Genomic DNA, 18,040 nt, shown 5'->3' with positions numbered 1-18,040 from the left:
CGGTTATGTACGTATTACAGTTCTTGTTTTTCTTCAACCGCCCTGTTCAGTGCCTGAAGCATGTAACCAATGCCTTTGTACGGTGCCAGCGGCCAGCTGATATGCTGATGATCTCCGACGACCGTGCTCAGGACTTTACGATATTTTTTCCCGCCGAGCATGACGAGCTCTTCTTTTTCAAGAAAACCCTTTTCACGATATTGACGGCTTAACTTCTCCTCTGTCATAATCTCTGGATGACCGCTCCCGAATGCCACATCGTAGTTTTCCGGCACGATGTCATCAGGACGCAGGAACCCGTGCTTCGCCGACAAAATGACCCACTTGTCAAAAAAAGCTTTTGCATACCGCTCGCACGCCTGATGAAACGGGCTCAGGTAAGTGTCTTCCGCCCTCGTCGGCCCCGCATCAGGCTGAATATCCCAGATTTTTTTCGCGCCGCAGGGGATGATGCATAGTCGTTTCATATTGATTTTCGAACTCCTTTTGTCTTCTGGACTATCACAATGATTAAAATCCCGATCATGATCGCACAACCAACGGCGAACGTAATCAACGGATACAAAAGAGGAAATATGACATTGGGAATCACTTCATACATATCAGAATGATACCCCATTGAATTTCCTCCAACGTATGAAAAATTGAGCAGTTTTACACTCAATGGATCCTTGCTTCTATCAGAATAGCTTAGAAGCTTCTCCTTTACAGTCCCATCCTGATGAATCCTGATTATTTTCCATTTGCTTTTTTCAAGACTTATTTGATCGTCAGTTATTCTCTGAACAATGTAAACCAGATTTTGTTCAGTCTTTCGATCCTTTACCGTTAATATTTCAAGCCATGAAAAGTATCTCCCTCCTCTTTCTCGATTAGAAAGCCATACTTCAGAAGGTGATGAGAGATCTCGGCCGTCTAATTGATACTGTATGTTAACAATCTCTCCGGCAGGAACGTTTTCGTCTTTATCCCAGCTTGTCAGGGGCGCATGTTTTCCTGTTTTGGCCTCAATAATCCTAATATGATGATTAAATATGTTGATATTTTGAGTATCTATCGCAGGTTCATAACCTTGCTTGTCTTGATATGCATAATGAATGTCATAACGATTTGTTACGTTGTGATCTATTATATTTTCTCTCAATAGTACAAAGATAGGATAGGCTGAAATCACGATCAGCAGCAGACCTATACCTGTATAAAAATGCATTCTCTTCATTTGATTCTCCTCTTTTTTCATACCTATCAATGTACCATAAATCCAACAAATCGTCTCCTTTATTTGGAAAGCGTTTCGAATGACATAAAAAAAGAGGGGATTCCCCCTCTACTTCAACAGCTTCAATGCCGCTTGCTTCAGCAGCTGAACGCTTCGCGGAAGAATATCTTCCTGGATATCGAACTTTTCATGATGATGCGGGGCAGCGATGTCGGTGCCAATGATCATATATGTCCCTTTTCCTCCCCGCTCCTGAACTCTTTTGATCATATAGCTTGCGTCTTCACTTCCTCTTGAGCCGGTCTGGATGCCTTGCAGTGAGGAAAATCCGCCAACCTCTCCAGCAGCTTCTAGCACGGTCGAAACCATTTCCTCGTCACATTTGATCGGAATCGCTCCGCCGATGATTTCGACCTCATGTTCAAGCTCATGCATGGCTGCGCTGTGGGCGATGATCTTTCTCACCCGCTCTTCCAGATCGCGGTTGACCTCTTCTGAATCTGACCGCATTTCAATGATCATTTTCGCGTGCTGCGGGATGATATTGGCCGCTGTTCCGCCTTCAAGCACGCCGACATTGATCCGGGTATCGCCCGAGCTGAAACGCGGAATGGCATGTATATTTAAAAGCGCCGTCGCCGCCCCTAGCAAAGCATTTCTGCCATGCTCAGGAGCCGCTCCTGCATGTGAGGAGACGCCCCGGAAATGAGCAGCCATTTTCGTAGTGGCCAGAAATCCTTCTGCACCGCCGTATACTTCCCCAAGCGGCACATTAGTCCCCAGATGATGGCAGAGGAGATAATCAACATCGTCCAGCATGCCTTTCTCAGTAACGGCATACGCTCCGCGGACACCCTCCTCAGCGGGCTGGAAAATCAGCTTCAGAGTACCTGCAAAGTTTCGATGTGCCAGCGCTTCAGCAACGCCTAGCCCGATCGCGGTATGTCCGTCATGGGCGCATGCGTGCATATTTCCTTCAAATGCAGAACGGAAGCCCTTGGCGTGAGGACCATGGTCAGCATCTGCGCTTTCTGTAATCGGAAGTGCATCCATATCAAAACGAAGCGCAACGACGGGTCCCGGCGTATTCCCTTCAAGTCTTCCGATGACAGCGGTATATCCGCCTTTCATCGGCGCAATGATATCAGGATCGGCTCCATTTTCAATTGCACGGTCAAAAGCGCGCTTCAGTTCTTTTTCTGAAGGAACGCCTCTGCGGGCCTCGCCATCCATTGCGTCCTTGCCATATGTCACGTGATATCCCAGGGCTTGAAGAGTTTCCACAACCTTTCCGGCTGTGCGAAATTCTGTGAAGCCCAGTTCGGGATGCCGGTGAAAATCTCGTCTTATTTGAATCATATCCATATGTCTCCCACCCTTTGCCGTTTTTATTTTGCATAAACGCCCGGTCCGATCGGCCAGCCGAAAGCGTACCAAATGAACATCATGAGAAGCCACGCCAAGAAGAACAGAACCGTATACGGAATCATGGTTGAGATCACAGTTCCGAAGCCCGCATCTGATTTGTAGCGCTTATAGTAAGCCATCAGCATCGGCAAGTACGGATTCATCGGCGTAATGGTGTTGGTCGCGGAATCCGCAATCCGATAGGCAATTTGAATAAACGCGGGATGAAAATCCAGCAGCATCAGCATCGGGATAAACACAGGGGCCAGCAACGCCCATAAAGCAGAGCCGCTCGTAATAAACAGACTGACGACACAAGTCAGCAACGAAAATCCGATTAATACAGGAAACCCGGTTAAATGGATGGATTCCAGAAAGTCCGCTCCTTTTACAGCCATAAAAATTCCCATATTGCTCCACGTGAAAAAAGCGATAAACTGTGAAATAACAAAGACAAGCACAATAAAGCCTGACATGCCTTTAATGGAATCTCCCATCATCCTCGGGACGTCTGTCTGATCCTTAATGCGTCCGGCCACGATGCCATAGACAACCGATACAGTAATAAAGAACAGCAGAATGATGGGGATGATGCCTTTCAGAAAAGGCGAGGAAAGAATTGATCGGTTTTCAGGATCACGCAGGAGCGCTCCCTCTGGAACGACTAATAACGCAATGACTCCAGCATATAAAAGAGCCGCTGCCCCGGCCGCCTTCAGTGCTTTGATCTCTTTTCCCGTCAACGCCGCCATTTCAGGCTTGTATTCTCCGCGGTAGCTGCCAAGCCGGGGTTCAACGATTTTATCAGTAACCCATGCACCGATAAAGGCTAAAACAAATACGGAGGCCGCCATGAAAAACCAGTTATCGACAGCCGATACCTGCGCATTTTTATCGACGGTTTGTGCGACCTGTGTGGTAATGCCGGAAAGAAGCGCGTCTGTCCCGGCGATCATTAGATTGGCCGTAAATCCTGACCCTACACCTGCCGCAGCGGCCGCAAAGCCGGCAAGCGGATGACGCCCGGCTGCCATGAAGATCAGGGCGCCAACCGGCGGGATAATGACCCATGCCGCATCAGACGCCAGATTCCCTAAAATCCCGACAAATACGACGGAATAGCTGATGATCGCTTTCGGAACATGCGCCATCATCTTTTGCAGCACAGCCTCGATCAAACCGACGCGTTCCGCCAGCCCGATGCCGAGCACCATCGTGAGCACAAGTCCGAGAGGCGGAAATTGAACAAAGTTGTTCACCGCTTCCGTCAGCATCCAGTGAATGCCCTCGGTGCTGAGCAAACTCATAACGGCTACCTCTTTCCCGTCTCCCGGATGTGTCACTGCGTTTCCTGCCAGCAAAACAGACATGGCAATGATGATCATCGATAAGTAGATAAATAACATAAAAGGATCAGGCAATTTGTTTCCGATCTTTTCGATCCACTTTAATATTCCTTTATGCTCGATTTTTTGTAAAGAATCAGCGGTCATGACTTCCGGCAGATGTTTAGCCATAGCGCCCTCCTATAATCGGTTTTAGTTGATCTTCATTGAAATCGATTCACGGGAATGCAGAATGAAATAGACTGAATTTACAAATAATTCAACACCTGCTGATAACGCTTTTTCATCGAACGTGAATTTAGGATGGTGATGCGGATAGATCATCTCCCCGGTTCCCGCTCCCAAAGCGATATAACAGCTAGGCACTCGTTCAGAAAACGCGGAGAAATCCTCTCCGCCCATCATTGGCGCTAACGGAAATACCTGATCCTTCCCCCACAGATTCTCTGCTGCTTGTCTGACCAGTTCGGTTACGTTCGGATCGTTTACCACAGACTTGTATCCATGGCGGTAATCAAAATCATACGACGCGCCATGGGCTTCAGTTACGCCTTTTATAATGGTTTCCATGAGCGCTTCCGTATTTGCCCGGACTTCCTTTCGAAACGTTCTTACCGTCCCTCCAAGCGTCACAGTATCGGGGATCACATTGTAGGCGGAGCCCGCATGACACATGGTAACAGACAGCACCAGTCTTTCGGCAGGATCTGTATGTCTTGAGGCAATGCTTTGCAAATGAGTAATGACTTGTGAGGCAATCACAAGCGGGTCAATACACTGTTCAGGCTGAGAGGCATGCCCGCCTTTTCCTTTAATCGTGATATCAAAGTGATCAGAGTTAGCTTTGACCGGGCCTGATGCCAGTCCGATTTTTCCTAAAGGCATGGCAGAAAACAGATGGATGGCTATGCATAGATCAAGATGGTCCGCAACACCAGCCTTCACCATTTCCTGCGCTCCGCCAGGATGAACCTCCTCGGCATGCTGAAAAATAAAGTAGACTTCGCCGGTAAGCTCATCCTTTTTCTGAGACAAAATCTCAGCCGCCCCAAGCAGTATGGCGGTATGCCCATCATGCCCGCACGCATGCATTACACCTGGATGGCGGGAGCGAAAATGACTGTCATGCTCCTCTTGAATCGGCAGCGCATCCATATCAGCGCGCAGCCCAATTCGTTTGCCCGGCCGAGCACCGCTCAGCCGGGCAACGACACTTGTCCTTGTCGGGCGGCTGATCTCAAGATTTTCAAAAGAAGAGAGCGTATCATATACAAATTGAGCTGTTTTTTCTTCTTGAAAGGACAGCTCCGGGTATTGATGAAGATGTCTCCTCCATTCAAACACGTTCTTATATATACTGGCGTATTCATTCATCATGCTTCCAGCCTCCATTCTGTTTTAGAAACTCTTGCATTTACTTTATTGATTATATGGGGCTGGTTCAATTGGAATGTCAGACAATCTGACTTATTGAATCAAAAAAGAAGAGGAAATCTGACAGATTCCTCTTCGTCTGTTGTATTTTTGTACAGTGAAAATAAACATTTCCTAAATAACTAACTTATAAAACAAAAAGAGCGTCCTGCTTCGCTTTTACCGAATTAGAAAACGTTTACTGTTGCTCCGCCCCATCAAGATACTTACTCTCAAAGTCATCGAGCAATGCACGCACTTCATCTGTTGACTTAGTGTTCATGCACTGGTTTCTTAATTCACTTGCTCCGCGGAATCCGCGGAGGTAAATTTTGAAAAAGCGAGGAAGAGGCTTGTATGGACGCGCTTCTAATGCTGAATATTTATCATGAAGATCCAGATGCAGCCGTAAGAGATCAAGCAACTCCTTACTGCTATGCTCTTTCGGCTCCTTTTCAAAGGCAAATGGATTTGTAAAAATACCGCGCCCTATCATAATTCCATCGACACCGTATTGTTCAGCAAGTTTTAATCCAGTTTGACGGTCAGGAATATCTCCATTGATCGTCAACAGTGTATCTGGCGCTACCTCATCACGAAGTTTCTTAATCTCCGGGATGAGTTCCCAATGCGCATCCACTTTGCTCATTTCCGCTCTTGTGCGCAAATGAATGGAAAGATTAGCAATGTCCTGTTTCAATACGTGTGTCAGCCAGTCGCGCCATTCATCTATATCCGTGTAACCAAGTCTCGTTTTCACGCTTACTGGCAATCCGCCTGCTTTTGCTGCTTGTATTAGTTCTGCTGCAACCTCTGGACGACAAATAAGGCCGCTTCCCTTTCCATTTCCCGCAACATTAGGTACAGGACAGCCCATATTGATATCTAGACCCTTAAACCCTAGTTCCGCCATACCAATACTCATTTGGCGAAAGTTCTCAGGCTTGTCTCCCCATATATGAGCTACCATTGGCTGTTCATCCTCTGTAAAAGTCAAACGGCCGCGCACACTATCCTTCCCATCCGGGTGACAATAGCTCTCCGAGTTTGTAAACTCTGTAAAAAACACATCCGGCCTGCCTGCTTCACTTACTACATGACGGAAAACAACATCTGTCACATCTTCCATTGGTGCCAGTACAAAAAATGGCCGTGGTAATTCACGCCAGAAATTATCTATCGTCATTACATTCAAATCCTTTCATTATGGGATACGGCTACACCTTTATCCCAAAATTAAAAAGCTGACCATGCTTCTTTTACACTTATAGCATGCTTAAGCACTTCTTATCAAACGATAGTAAATTTTGAACATTTAAATCTTTACTAGTCACACATAAAAAGTGACAAAGTAAACCGACTAGAAAAGCAGTTTGAGTCATAGGGTCAGGTACATGATCCAAGTTTCAGTGTATGTTCCTGCAAATTTTCTTTCAATAGCTTGGGTGGGTTGCGCATGAAAAAGACCCAGAAATCGGCAATGTTCATTCTACCGAAATCCAGATCTGATTAGGAATTGATTATTTTAGTTAGACGATTTCAATACAAGCTGCGCCACTGCTTCAACGTGAGCCGTCTGCGGAAACATATCGACAGGCTGAATATATTCCACGCGATAGTCTTTCGACAGCGCCTGTAAATCCTTCGCAAGTGTGGATGGATTGCAGGAAACGTAGACAAAGCGTTTCGGTTTGACTTTTTTGATCGTATCCAGGAACGTGCTGTCACAGCCGGTTCTTGGCGGATCAACGATGACGACGTCCGGGCGGAAGCCTTCTTTCGTCCATTTCGGGAGCCAGTGCTCGGCTGTTCCTGTTACGTACGTGGCGTTTGTCATGCCGTGTTTTTTGGCATTTTTCTTGGCATCGTCAATCGATTCTTTGATGACGTCCATGCCGCGGACTTCCTTCGCTCCGTCGGCCACCCACATGCCGATGGTGCCGACGCCGCAATACGCGTCAACGACTTTTTCTTTCCCGGTCAGCTGCGCCGCTTTTTTCACTTCATCATACAGCTTGACGGTTTGCTCCGGATTGAGCTGGAAGAAGGCGCGGGCGCTCAATTCAAAAGATACGTCGCCAAGCACCTCTTGAATCACGGTATGTCCGGCGAGAGGTTTTGATTTCTCACCGAAAATAACAGAGGTTTTCGCTCCGTTTACATTTTGAATAATGGATTTCACCTCAGGCAGGCGATTTTGGATCGCTTTGACGATTTCTTCCTTGTGCGGAAGCGTTTCTTTTGCTGTTACAAGCACGACCTGCACTTCGCCTGTTTCAAAGCCGACTCTCGTCACTATCGTGCGAACGTCGCCTTTTCGTTTTCTTTCATTATAAACAGACACATTGAAGTCCTCTAAAATGCGGCGGACGATGCCTGTTGTTTTGTTGGTTGCCGGATGCTGGACGATGCAGTCTTTGATCGGCACGATATCATGAGAATCAAGGCCGTATAAGCCGGCAATGATGCTGCCGCTTTGTGAGCGTCCGATCTGGAATTGGCTTTTGTTACGATAGTTCCATGGGTTGTCCATGCCGACCGTTTCTCTGATATCCATGTTTTCGACTTTGAACTTCGTATGGCGCTCCAGAGACTGGATGACGATGTCGCGCTTTTCCCGAAGCTGCTGGCTGTATGCAAGATGCTGAAGCTGACAGCCGCCGCACTGCTCGTAGACAGGGCAAGGCGGTGCTACCCGATGCTCCGAAGCCTTGCGAATCTTCTTGATCCGTCCCTCCGAAAACTTCGGCTGCACTTTCGTCGCTTGGACGACAACCTCTTCACCTGGAAGCGCGCCGGGCACGAATACGACTTTTTTCTTGAAATAGCCGACGCCTTCCCCGTTAATCCCGAGACGTTTAATCGTCAGCGGAAAGGTCTGTCCGACTTTCAGTTCGACGGGCGCCTTTTTGTTTTGTTGGTTCACGTTGTTCTCTCCGTTTCTATATATAGCTTTCTGCAAGTAACAGAAAGTGAAATGTTTTTTCACATCTTTCTAGTATAACACGTTTGCACGATTTCCTTCATTGTGAGACGAATTATTCTATACTTCTCCACAAATACAAAGACGCATAGCTCAAATAAGGCTCCCACTCCCTGCTCATCGCGAGCATAACATCCTTTGCCGGTTTGTCGTCCAAATTGAAGTGGCGTTTGATCGCGTTTTGCAGTCCAATATCGGCCAGCGGGAATAAATTGGGACGTCCGAGCCCAAACATCAGCACGTTTTGTACCGTCCATGGGCCGATGCCTCTGATTTTGATCAGTTTCTTCATGATGTCTTCATCTGTCATTAAGGGCAGCTCTGACAAGTCGAGCGTGCCTTCGGCGATCATTCGCGACGTATCAATGGCGTATTCCGCTTTTCTCATGCTGAATTGGAGCTCGCGGAGATCTTGATAATCCAGCGCCGCAATCGTTTCCGGCTTCGGATAGCACCACACGCCGTCCTTCTGCTCGCCGAACGTATGGACAAACCGTTCTGTCAAGGTGTACGCAAAAGATAGATTCAGCTGCTGGTGCACAATGCATTTCATGATACAGTTGTACACGCTGTAGTCTAATACCAGCGGCGTGCCTGCATGCTCTTCAAAAATCGCGGAAAGATTCGTTTTTGAGAAATGATCAAGGACATGCTGCAAATCATTTTCCCATTGAAAAATCCGTTTGATTTCCTTCATCATGTCTTCCTGCTCTGTTTCCCCGCTGACGAGAAACTCGGGCTCGTCCGCATGGCCTAACGCCTGCACCTTCACAATACATACGTCACCGGCCTTATTTCTGATCGGCACTCTTATGTCCCGCGCTTTCAAATCAACTGCATTAAGAGGATCTAACGACAGCCTGTCGAGCACACGGTCAAAATGGTACGGCGGTGTGACCGATACTTTTTCTTTCCACATATGATCAGCCCTTTTTCCGTTTTTTGTTCAGTATACCATGCCGCTGGAAACCGGTAGAAAACACTGTATACTTTTCTGAAAAAGGCTGCATGATATAATGGCAGGTGGAGGGTTGTTTATGATCAACATTACCGCTATCACAACACAGCATCAGCTTTTGAAAAATATACCGATCGAACGGGTTGAACAGCCGGATATTGCGTGGTACTGGGTTGATTTTTACGGCCCGGAGGAAACGGAAACCGCGTTATTGAGAGATTTTTTTCATTTTCATCCGCTTGCGATTGAAGATTGCTTTCAGCATATGCAGCGCCCGAAGCTTGACCATTACGATGGCTATCGCTTTTACGTGCTTCATGCGCTGAATCAGGAAACACTTGAGACCGAGGAAGTCGATATCTTTCAAGGCGAAAAATTTGTCGTCACCTTTCATTTACACGAAACGCCCGGTATCGCCAAAGTCCGGGAGCGATTATATGCTTCACCGGACATGTTTAAAAAAGGGCCGGGGCATATTTCTTACATGATCATGGATCAGCTTGTTGATGAATATTTTCCTCTGGTGTACAAAATAGAAGACCGGCTGAATGAGATTGAAGACAGCCGCAGCCACAAAACATACGGGACACTGATGAGCGAGGTGTTTGAGCTCAGAACTGACCTATTGCATCTCAGGCGGACCATTATTCCGATGCGTGATTTGCTGTATCGGATTTTAAGCCTTGACCATGTGAAGGAGCAGCGGGAAACAAAGGCATACTTCAGCGATATTTACGATCATTTATTAAAGCTTTCAGAAATTGTGGAATCTAACCGCGACATGACGTCCGATTTGCGTGACAGCTACGTGACACTGAATTCGAACAGGATGAATGCGATTATGATGACATTGACCATCGTGTCTACGATTTTTATCCCGCTCACGTTTATCGCCGGCGTTTACGGCATGAACTTCGACAACATGCCGGAGCTTCACTGGAAATACGGATATTTCGCCGTGCTTGGCCTGATGGCCGCTCTTGTGGCCGGCATGCTGATATGGTTTGTACATAAAGGATGGTTCAACATCTTTAAATGAGGACAGCGTGAAGCTGTTCTTTTTATTTTGGTAAGCCGATTTCCAGCATATCCTGTTCATTTTGTATATAATGAAAAAAATGTTCAGGGAGTGATCATATTGAAAATCGCTGTGATCGGACTCGGCAATATGGGACAGCCCATTGCCCAGAACGTGCTTCAAGCAGGCTATCGTTTGACAGTATACAATCGGACGAAAGAAAAGACGGAGGAATTCGCATCCCAGGGCGCCCAAGTGGCAGAAACGCCGCGCCAGGCGGCCGAGACCGCTGATATTGTCGTGACAATGCTTTCCGATGACAATTCTGTCAGCAACGTGACGTTCGGCAAAGACGGATTGATTGAAGGGTTATCAGAGAATGGCATTCACATTTCGATGAGCACGATCAGTGTGGAGTTCTCAGAAAAACTCGCGGCCGCCCATGCAGAAAAAGGACAATCCTTCCTTGCGGCTCCTGTGCTGGGAAGGCCGGATGCAGCCGCAAAAGCCGCCCTTCGCATTATAGCGGCAGGACCCGCGGAAGCAAAAAAAACAGCAAAACCTCTGCTCGAAAGCTTGAGTCAGCAAGTGTTTGACGTCGGCGAAGAAAGCAAAACAGCAAATGCAGCGAAAATCAGCATCAATTTCCTGCTCGTATCCATGCTGGAGGCGTTATCTGAATCATTCCTGTTGATGGAGAAATACGGATTAGAGCAAAAACAATTTTTAGAGATCGCCAACGCGCTTTTCGGCTCCCCTGTATATCAAAATTACGGAACGATCATGGCCGAGCAAACATTTGAGCCGGCGGGCTTTAAAATGTCATTAGGGTTGAAGGACACCAATCTGGCGCTCGCCGCCGCGGAGCAGGTTTCTGCAAACCTCCCTCTTGCCGAGCTGGCGAAAGGCCATTTTGAAAGCGGTATTGAAAAAGGGCTTGGAAACCTAGATTGGGCCGCTTTAATAAAATGCATAGAAAAATAGTAAAAGCCTCTCCATTGCGGAGAGGCTTTCATGTTTACAAAGACGGCAGCTTCATTTCTTTCTCAAACATCAAGTCATCAATGCTTTTAAAGGTATAGCCTTGTTTTTTCAGGTCGGTAATCGCATCGTCCAGCGCCTCGGCATTGTCCTTGGAGACAGTGTGAAGCAGGTAAATCGCACCCGGATGCGCCTGTTTGATCATGTGGCCGTAGGCGTATTTTTTCCCTTTTTGATGATTGATTTTCCAGTCGACAAAAGCGACGGACCAGAAAACGGTTTGATAGCCCATGCGTTTTGTTTCTTTCAGCACATATTCACTGAACACGCCGCGCGGCGGCCGTAAGTATAGGTTGTCCTGCTTTCCCGTGATCTTATAAACTTCCTCGTTGACTGAATCAAGCTCGTCCTGAATTTGGTCTGCTGTTTTTGTCGTCAGATCCGGATGGTGAAAGGAGTGGTTGCCGATGATATGCCCTTCATCCGACATCCGTTTGATCAGCTCGGGCTGATCCTTCACGAAATGCCCGGTGACAAAAAACGTTCCTGTCACGTGATGTTTTTTTAAGACATCAAGCACCTTTGGCGTATAGCCATTTTCGTAGCCGTTATCAAATGTTAAATAAATTGTTTTTTCTTTTGTATTGCCTAAATAAAACGCGTCATATTTTTTGATCAGGCTGTTCAGCTGTTTTCCCGCATCTGGCGGCTGATGATTAACGCTTCGCTTAAAGCCCCAATTAATCGGCTCATTCGGTACCGCATCTGCCTGTTTTGCTCCTGCTGCAAGCAGGACGGCGGCGCAGCATATTGCACACATCCACTTCATGGCCAGCGCTCCTTCTGCATTTTTTCTTATTTTACAGAAAGGCGCCCTGTTTTATACTTACGCTTTATGCCAATATAAAAAACCGCGGCATGCGCGGTTTTATTCCCAGTCTTTTTTAAATCGTTCATATTTGGCTTCCAGGTCATCCAGCATGCCGATGAGCCTGTCTATATCTTCAACGTCTGTTGCTTCAGGGTCTAATGAATCGATGACGTTCATAAACATGTCTAGTCTGTTCTTTAAATAATCAAGCTGCTGATCTTTATTGTTTACTGCGTTCCCCATTCTGCGCCTCCATTCATTTTTTATTATGGTAGCTCATTTTTTGCCGTTTTTCAATCGCCCCGCTACTTGCGATCTTGGCAAATCAGGTCTAAAATTAACTGTTGGCAGCGTTAGTATGCCTCATTTATAAAGGAGTTAGATAGTCATGACACAAAACACGAAGCTGCGTCCGATTACACCTGAGTTCGACCCTTGGGAAGCCTATATGGATGTCGACCAGTATGGAGATATGCAGCTGACGAACGTTGAATTTACAACGACGACACTGTGCAATATGAGATGCGAGCATTGCGCTGTAGGCTATACATTGCAGCCCAAAGACCCGAATGCTCTGCCAATAGATCTTCTGTTAAAACGGCTGGAGGAAATTCCCCGCCTCAGATCCATCAGTATTACAGGCGGAGAGCCGATGCTTTCATTAAAATCTGTAAAGGAATATGTCGTGCCGTTATTGAAATACGCCCACGAGCGCGGGGTGCGGACCCAAATCAATTCAAACCTGACTCTCGATATCGAGCGATACGAATGGATTATTCCGTATCTTGATGTGTTACATATTTCTCATAACTGGGGAACGGTTGAAGAGTTTGCGGAAATCGGTTTTGCTATGATGGACAGAAAACCGACCTTCGAGCAGCGCGCGCGCTATTTTGATAAAATGATCGAAAACAGCCGCAAGCTAGTGGATGCCGGAGTGATGGTATCAGCGGAAACGATGCTGAACAAACGCACACTTCCGCACATTGAGCATATTCACCGCCAAATCACAGAAGATATGAAATGTCAGCGTCATGAAATCCATCCGATGTATCCGAGTGATTTTGCGAGCGCCCTTGAATCTCTCAGCCTGAAGGACATGAGACAGGCGATTCACCGTTTGCTAGATATTCGTGATGAAAAGACATGGATGCTGTTCGGCACACTGCCGTTTTACGCATGCAGTCCTGATGAAGAGGATCAAGAGCTGCTTCGCCGGCTTCGCACGGCGAAAAACGTGACAGTGAGAAATGACCCTGACGGCCGGTCGCGCCTGAATGTCAATATTTTTGACGGGAATATTATTGTGACCGACTTTGGCGATACACCGCCGCTCGGCAATATACAGACGGACAGCCTGCCTTCCGCCTATCAAAAGTGGAGAGAAACAAAGCTGGCCAAAGAACTGAACTGCCACTGCCCGAATGTCCGGTGCCTCGGACCAAACGTTCTCGTCAAAAACAGCTACTACCAGGATACAGATTTTTCAAAACGTCAAGCCAGGAGTTAGATGCGGATGGAAGAAACACTTACGGAGATTTTTCAGAATAAAATCGTTGATATTCTCCTCGTCGCCGTCATTTTGTGGATCGGTGTTTTTATCATTAACCGATTGGTGCAGTTATTTTTTAAACGGACGGACTTTATTGAAGAAAGAAAAGAGAAAACCATTGAAAGCCTTGTCCGTTCTATCACCCAATATACGGCGACGATCGGTTTTATCTTTTATGTTATTTCTTTATTTGTGCATGATTTCGGCAAGATTTTAGCCGGGGCGGGCGTAGCCGGTATCGTCATTGGTTTTGGCGCCCAGTCACTGATTAAGGATGTGCTGGCGGGTGTGTTTTTAATTTATGAACGCCAGCTTCATAAAGGCGATTATGTGACGGTAAACAATTTATTTAACGGCACCGTCGAAGAAATCGGCCTGCGCTCGCTGCAAATCCGTGAATGGAGCGGAAAGCTTCTCACCATCAGCAACGGCGAGGTCAGACAAATAGAAAATTATAATATTGATTTTATGCGGATTACCGAATCCTTTCTCATCAGCTTTAAAGAAGATCCAGATCGTGTATACAGTGTGCTGGAGGAAGCGTGCGACATGCTGAATGAAGAGCTTCGCGATTCACTGAAGCGGGATGAATTCGGAAACCCGACAGAACCTTTTCAAATACACGGCATCACCGCTTTGAATAAAATCAACCGCGGAGTGGAATTTACCGTAAAGGGCATGGTCCGGGATGAAGATTATTTCAGCGCCAGCCTTGCCGCCAGACGGGTTCTCGTTCGCCAGCTGTACCAAAACAATGTGCAAATGCTTGAGGAAGCTGTAAGAATTGAAAGAACCCAATAAAAAAACTGATTCCATTATAGGAATCAGTTTTTTATTTATCTCGGCTGTGAGGAAAGCTGGAAGCTAAACGTGACATGGTCTTGAACCGGAATCCACGCGCCGATTCCCTGTGACGTGACATTTTTCACAACAAGTTTTCGTTTATTGCCTTTGAGCACTAAATAGACTTCTCCGTAAGTCACTTTCCCTTTTTCATTCACAGCCGGAGCATATGCGTTTAAATAACCGAGTTTTTTCGGAGCGACTTTATAAATTTGGTCTCGTTTTGTTCCCGCTCCGATGACCGTTTCAAATGCAAGCGGAAGATTTGTTTTTTTCATCGCCTTCAGCATCATCATGCTTTTGACATCTTCCGTGTTTGGAACTTTTGCTGTCAGGCCGCCCGTTACTCTATATTGCTGCTCTTGGGCATAATGCATTTCAGCCGTTTGTTTTCCGCCGCGGTTATCCGCGCGGTTTGTATTGATTTTTTTATATTCCCAGTTGGCGACTGTTTCATTGGATTCATATCCAAGCGCCCATTTCCCGAGAAATATTGTGGCCCGGTAGCCGACCGCAAGCGGTGTGCCAGAGACCGTAGACTCGTTCAGCATTTTGATAAGGTGCGGATTTTCGATCTGTACCTCTGATGAACTCAGCAGTTCCTTAGCCAGCTTGCTCGGCTGAAGCATCGGCTGGTCCTGTGAAGCATTCGGATACGTGTTTTCTTTCGAAATGCTTGCTACAGAATTTGGCACCTTAAACTGCTTCTTCGCGTGGATGGGCTGAACGCCGAAAAAACTAAAGAATAACAACACAATAAGTGTGGAATGAAATAGCTTTTTCATCATATCACTCTTTCTATCGCATTTTCCCTTAGTCTTTTCATCCCGCTTTGTTGTTATCCATCATTTTTTCAGGTTAAAGAAGGAAAAAGCCGATCGCCATAATGACATAAGCCGCTAGCAGCGTGGCACCTTCAAACCAGTTGGAATCACCATCATTCGAAATGGCAATCATCAAGAGAACGGAAGACACCATCGCGACAAGCTCCGGCAGTGTAAACACAAGCGGCATGCTTACCGGGAAAAAGATGGAACAGATCACAAGAACCGGTGCGACAAACATAGCAATCTGCAGCGTCGAACCGACTGCAATTTCAACTGCAATATCCATTTTATTTTTATAGGCCATAATGATGGCTGACGCGTGTTCCGCCGCATTACCGACAATCGCAACGATGATGACCCCGATAAACAGCTCGCTCCAGCCGAACTGTTCAGCAACCGAGTGGAATGTGTGCACCAGGTTTTCGGATATGTACGCCACGACAATTGTTGCTGCAAACAAAACAATCGTGGCAACCTTCCCTGACCATTCCGGCTGCTCCTCTTCCTCAGGCTGGACAGCATTGTTCGGCTGATATACACCGCGGTGCGTGACAAGCTTAAAGTACAGAGCCGCCACATATAACAGAATCAAAATGATGCTGATCCCGATGCTTAAATTAAGCTTGCTTGTATCCCCCATTCCAACCGAAAACACCTCAGGAATTACGAAAGCCACAATAATGGCGAAAATCAAAAGCCCTGAATTATGGCGTGCATCATGGATATTAAACTCCTGCCGCTTGTATTTTAAACCGCCGACAAAAAACGATAAGCCCGCAACCAGCAGGAGATTTCCCAGCACTGAACCTGTTAAAGAGGCAAGCACGATTCCTGTAAGGCCTTCCTTTAATGCAAATAGCGAAATAATCAGCTCAACCGCATTTCCGAAGGTGGCGTTCAACAAACCGCCGATCCGCGGCCCGGCAATAATGGACAGCGATTCTGTCGCTCTTCCCATATAGCTTGCCAGAGCAATAATTGTTACACAATAGACTGCAAAGAGAATGGCAGAAGGCCAATGCATCAAACTGCCGATAACAGAAAGCGGAACACCAGCCGCCACTAATATAAAAAAGATACGATTCATAGTGAATTGACTCCTTTTGTATGACTTGTTTTATTTTTATTCTTCACAAAAATCATCATGATTACACGAGGTCAAATGTTTGCGCGCGATATAGGCTTTTTTCAGGTTGCCGGCTTTTGGAAATCGGTGTACGATCAACATAGATCTCACAAAGGAGAACAGACACGATGTCACGAATGCATTTTTCTATTCTGGTTTTGCTCGTTTCCATATCCGGTTTTTCACAAGGCATGCTGCTGCCCGTCATCTCGATTATCTTTGAAACAAATGGTGAATCAGCGGCGATTAACGGCCTGCATGCGACTGGACTCTACATCGGAGTGCTATTGGCTTCTCCGTTTATGGAGGCCCCGCTTAGAAAACTGGGTTTCAAACCGCTGATCGTCATTGGCGGAAGCATCGTCATTTTAAGCTTGTTCGGGTTCATTTGGCTTCAGTCGGTTTGGATGTGGTTCCTGCTTCGTCTTTTCATCGGGATCGGCGACCATATGCTTCACTTTTCTACGCAAACGTGGGTGACCTCCATGTCGTCAAAGCAAAACCGCGGGAGAAATCTTTCCATTTACGGACTCTCCTTTGGTCTTGGTTTTGCTGCGGGCCCGTTTATGGTCCCGTTTGTTAAGCTGAGTCCGGCACTGCCTTTTATCGTGTCAGGCTGCATCAGTTTGCTTGCGTGGCTTTTTGTTTTCTTGCTACAAAATGCATACCCGGAAACCAGCCCTCACGAAACCAAATCAGACAATAGTTTCAGACGCTTTTACCAGGCTATGCTGTTTGCATGGGTGGCGTTTATGCCTACGTTCGGGTACGGATTTCTGGAGACTGCATTAAACGGCAGCTTTCCTGTGTATGCGCTGCGTCTGGGTTTATCTGTGGACGCCGTCGCTTTGATTCTTCCTGCATTTGCGATCGGAAGCATTATTTTTCAATTCCCGCTCGGCATTCTCAGCGATAAATACGGAAGACGGAATGTGCTGCTTGTGATTTTGCTGACGGGGGCCTTTTGCTTTCTCATCGCAGGCGTGTTCCCTTTTCCTTACGTGATCGGCTGCTGCTTCTTTATTGCGGGCATGGCAGTCGGGTCAACCTTTACACTCGGCATCAGCTTTATGACAGACCTTCTTCCGTCCCACCTGCTTCCGGCGGGGAATTTGCTTTGCGGCATTTCATTCAGTCTCGGCAGCATTTTCGGGCCGATTGCAGGCGGCTGGTATATGCAGACCTTCGAAAGCGCTAACTTGTTTTATTTGATTACCCTCATTCTGGCCGCTGTCTGGCTCGCTATCGCTTTAGGCAAACCGAAAATCTGGCCAGCTGCTGAGACCTATTCTTCCTCTTCATAAGAAAAAGCCTCCTGACACAAAGTCAGGAGGCTTTTGTTCTAATGATAGCCGTTTTGTCCGTTGGCACTTCCGCTTGTTTTATGACTCGATTTGCTCTTTGAGTTCTGTTTGTTATGGCTTCCGCCTTTTTTCGTATGCTTTGTCATCACGTTTTGCCCCCCGGATCATTTTTGAACTGAAGTTCCTTTATAG

17 protein-coding genes are annotated in these 18,040 nt (G+C 46.7%); 5 read left to right on the top strand and 12 right to left on the bottom strand.

The window, feature by feature from the left end:
* Nucleotides 1-14: 14 nt before the first annotated feature.
* From NYE43_RS04345 to NYE43_RS04310, 8 genes are all read right to left on the bottom strand, one after another.
* Complete coding sequence (locus tag NYE43_RS04345; protein ID WP_024120602.1) at nucleotides 15-467, bottom strand: DUF6884 domain-containing protein; 453 nt, start codon at nucleotides 465-467, stop codon at nucleotides 15-17.
* On the bottom strand, nucleotides 464-1,219 hold the full coding sequence (locus NYE43_RS04340; protein ID WP_341061056.1) for a hypothetical protein: 756 nt from the start codon (nucleotides 1,217-1,219) through the stop codon (nucleotides 464-466). The genes NYE43_RS04345 and NYE43_RS04340 overlap by 4 nt, the downstream gene beginning before the upstream one ends.
* A 108-nt stretch (nucleotides 1,220-1,327) precedes the next feature.
* Nucleotides 1,328-2,584, bottom strand: coding sequence for an amidohydrolase (locus NYE43_RS04335; protein ID WP_341061054.1), 1,257 nt, complete (start codon nucleotides 2,582-2,584; stop codon nucleotides 1,328-1,330).
* A 23-nt stretch (nucleotides 2,585-2,607) separates the two neighbouring features.
* Nucleotides 2,608-4,143, bottom strand: coding sequence for an AbgT family transporter (locus NYE43_RS04330; RefSeq protein WP_341061052.1), 1,536 nt, complete (start codon nucleotides 4,141-4,143; stop codon nucleotides 2,608-2,610).
* Nucleotides 4,144-4,164: 21 nt separating this feature from the next.
* Nucleotides 4,165-5,349: a M20 metallopeptidase family protein gene (locus NYE43_RS04325; protein ID WP_341061050.1), complete on the bottom strand. Its 1,185-nt coding sequence runs from the start codon at nucleotides 5,347-5,349 to the stop codon at nucleotides 4,165-4,167.
* 235 nt (nucleotides 5,350-5,584) lie between these two features.
* Nucleotides 5,585-6,571, bottom strand: coding sequence for a tRNA dihydrouridine synthase (locus NYE43_RS04320; RefSeq protein ID WP_127695670.1), 987 nt, complete (start codon nucleotides 6,569-6,571; stop codon nucleotides 5,585-5,587).
* A 339-nt stretch (nucleotides 6,572-6,910) separates the two neighbouring features.
* On the bottom strand, nucleotides 6,911-8,311 hold the full coding sequence (gene rlmD, locus NYE43_RS04315; RefSeq protein ID WP_198097879.1) for a 23S rRNA (uracil(1939)-C(5))-methyltransferase RlmD: 1,401 nt from the start codon (nucleotides 8,309-8,311) through the stop codon (nucleotides 6,911-6,913).
* 112 nt (nucleotides 8,312-8,423) lie between these two features.
* Nucleotides 8,424-9,287 (bottom strand): DNA-3-methyladenine glycosylase family protein, encoded by an 864-nt coding sequence (locus NYE43_RS04310; protein WP_268545108.1) that lies wholly within the window; start codon nucleotides 9,285-9,287, stop codon nucleotides 8,424-8,426.
* 118 nt (nucleotides 9,288-9,405) lie between these two features.
* Here NYE43_RS04310 and corA point away from each other — a divergent pair, with 118 nt between their 5' ends.
* Both corA and NYE43_RS04300 read left to right on the top strand, forming a co-directional pair.
* Nucleotides 9,406-10,365 (top strand): magnesium/cobalt transporter CorA, encoded by a 960-nt coding sequence (corA, locus tag NYE43_RS04305; RefSeq protein ID WP_095714621.1) that lies wholly within the window; start codon nucleotides 9,406-9,408, stop codon nucleotides 10,363-10,365.
* A 99-nt stretch (nucleotides 10,366-10,464) separates the two neighbouring features.
* On the top strand, nucleotides 10,465-11,328 hold the full coding sequence (locus NYE43_RS04300; RefSeq protein WP_101860298.1) for an NAD(P)-dependent oxidoreductase: 864 nt from the start codon (nucleotides 10,465-10,467) through the stop codon (nucleotides 11,326-11,328).
* 34 nt (nucleotides 11,329-11,362) lie between these two features.
* Here NYE43_RS04300 and pdaA read toward each other — a convergent pair whose 3' ends face one another.
* Nucleotides 11,363-12,154 carry a delta-lactam-biosynthetic de-N-acetylase gene (gene pdaA / locus NYE43_RS04295; protein WP_024120592.1) on the bottom strand — a complete coding sequence of 264 codons (792 nt, stop codon included), beginning with the start codon at nucleotides 12,152-12,154 and terminating at the stop codon, nucleotides 11,363-11,365.
* Between the two features lie 99 nt (nucleotides 12,155-12,253).
* The gene (locus NYE43_RS04290) at nucleotides 12,254-12,439 is read right to left on the bottom strand and encodes an SE1561 family protein (protein WP_010333401.1); all 186 of its coding nucleotides are present in this window, start codon (nucleotides 12,437-12,439) and stop codon (nucleotides 12,254-12,256) included.
* A 145-nt stretch (nucleotides 12,440-12,584) separates the two neighbouring features.
* Here NYE43_RS04290 and yfkAB point away from each other — a divergent pair, with 145 nt between their 5' ends.
* Nucleotides 12,585-13,706: a radical SAM/CxCxxxxC motif protein YfkAB gene (yfkAB, locus tag NYE43_RS04285; RefSeq protein WP_059291645.1), complete on the top strand. Its 1,122-nt coding sequence runs from the start codon at nucleotides 12,585-12,587 to the stop codon at nucleotides 13,704-13,706.
* A complete protein-coding gene (gene mscC / locus NYE43_RS04280) occupies nucleotides 13,707-14,549 on the top strand; it encodes a mechanosensitive ion channel protein MscC (protein WP_083504394.1) in 843 nt (280 codons plus the stop codon).
* 35 nt (nucleotides 14,550-14,584) lie between these two features.
* On the opposite strand, the gene NYE43_RS04275 is transcribed toward mscC, so the two are convergent.
* Together NYE43_RS04275 and cax are read right to left on the bottom strand one after the other, a co-directional pair.
* Nucleotides 14,585-15,379, bottom strand: coding sequence for a YfkD famly protein (locus NYE43_RS04275; protein WP_081638251.1), 795 nt, complete (start codon nucleotides 15,377-15,379; stop codon nucleotides 14,585-14,587).
* Nucleotides 15,380-15,449: 70 nt separating this feature from the next.
* The gene (cax, locus tag NYE43_RS04270) at nucleotides 15,450-16,505 is read right to left on the bottom strand and encodes a calcium/proton exchanger (RefSeq protein ID WP_024120588.1); all 1,056 of its coding nucleotides are present in this window, start codon (nucleotides 16,503-16,505) and stop codon (nucleotides 15,450-15,452) included.
* A 167-nt stretch (nucleotides 16,506-16,672) separates the two neighbouring features.
* Between cax and NYE43_RS04265 the strand changes: the two genes are divergently transcribed.
* On the top strand, nucleotides 16,673-17,848 hold the full coding sequence (locus tag NYE43_RS04265; protein ID WP_101860293.1) for an MFS transporter: 1,176 nt from the start codon (nucleotides 16,673-16,675) through the stop codon (nucleotides 17,846-17,848).
* Nucleotides 17,849-18,040 lie beyond the last annotated feature (192 nt).

Source organism: Bacillus sp. FSL R5-0434 (assembly GCF_038004745.1).
Taxonomy (GTDB): Bacteria; Bacillota; Bacilli; order Bacillales; family Bacillaceae; genus Bacillus; species Bacillus halotolerans.
Note: the sequence above shows the minus strand (reverse complement) of the source record. Positions and strands in the feature narration are given on the sequence as shown.

Bases quoted from the DNA above. Each gene is read 5' to 3' on its own strand.
- NYE43_RS04330 (WP_341061052.1), bottom strand. From the start codon at position 4,143: ATGGCTAAACATCTGCCGGAAGTCATGACCGCTGATTCTTTACAAAAA.
- NYE43_RS04335 (WP_341061054.1), bottom strand. From the start codon at position 2,584: ATGGATATGATTCAAATAAGACGAGATTTTCACCGGCATCCCGAACTG.
- NYE43_RS04265 (WP_101860293.1), top strand. From the start codon at position 16,673: ATGTCACGAATGCATTTTTCTATTCTGGTTTTGCTCGTTTCCATATCC.
- NYE43_RS04290 (WP_010333401.1), bottom strand. From the start codon at position 12,439: ATGGGGAACGCAGTAAACAATAAAGATCAGCAGCTTGATTATTTAAAG.
- pdaA (WP_024120592.1), bottom strand. From the start codon at position 12,154: ATGAAGTGGATGTGTGCAATATGCTGCGCCGCCGTCCTGCTTGCAGCA.
- yfkAB (WP_059291645.1), top strand. From the start codon at position 12,585: ATGACACAAAACACGAAGCTGCGTCCGATTACACCTGAGTTCGACCCT.
- NYE43_RS04320 (WP_127695670.1), bottom strand. From the start codon at position 6,571: ATGACGATAGATAATTTCTGGCGTGAATTACCACGGCCATTTTTTGTA.
- cax (WP_024120588.1), bottom strand. From the start codon at position 16,505: ATGAATCGTATCTTTTTTATATTAGTGGCGGCTGGTGTTCCGCTTTCT.
- mscC (WP_083504394.1), top strand. From the start codon at position 13,707: ATGCGGATGGAAGAAACACTTACGGAGATTTTTCAGAATAAAATCGTT.
- NYE43_RS04310 (WP_268545108.1), bottom strand. From the start codon at position 9,287: ATGTGGAAAGAAAAAGTATCGGTCACACCGCCGTACCATTTTGACCGT.
- NYE43_RS04275 (WP_081638251.1), bottom strand. From the start codon at position 15,379: ATGATGAAAAAGCTATTTCATTCCACACTTATTGTGTTGTTATTCTTT.
- corA (WP_095714621.1), top strand. From the start codon at position 9,406: ATGATCAACATTACCGCTATCACAACACAGCATCAGCTTTTGAAAAAT.
- NYE43_RS04340 (WP_341061056.1), bottom strand. From the start codon at position 1,219: ATGAAGAGAATGCATTTTTATACAGGTATAGGTCTGCTGCTGATCGTG.
- NYE43_RS04325 (WP_341061050.1), bottom strand. From the start codon at position 5,349: ATGATGAATGAATACGCCAGTATATATAAGAACGTGTTTGAATGGAGG.
- NYE43_RS04345 (WP_024120602.1), bottom strand. From the start codon at position 467: ATGAAACGACTATGCATCATCCCCTGCGGCGCGAAAAAAATCTGGGAT.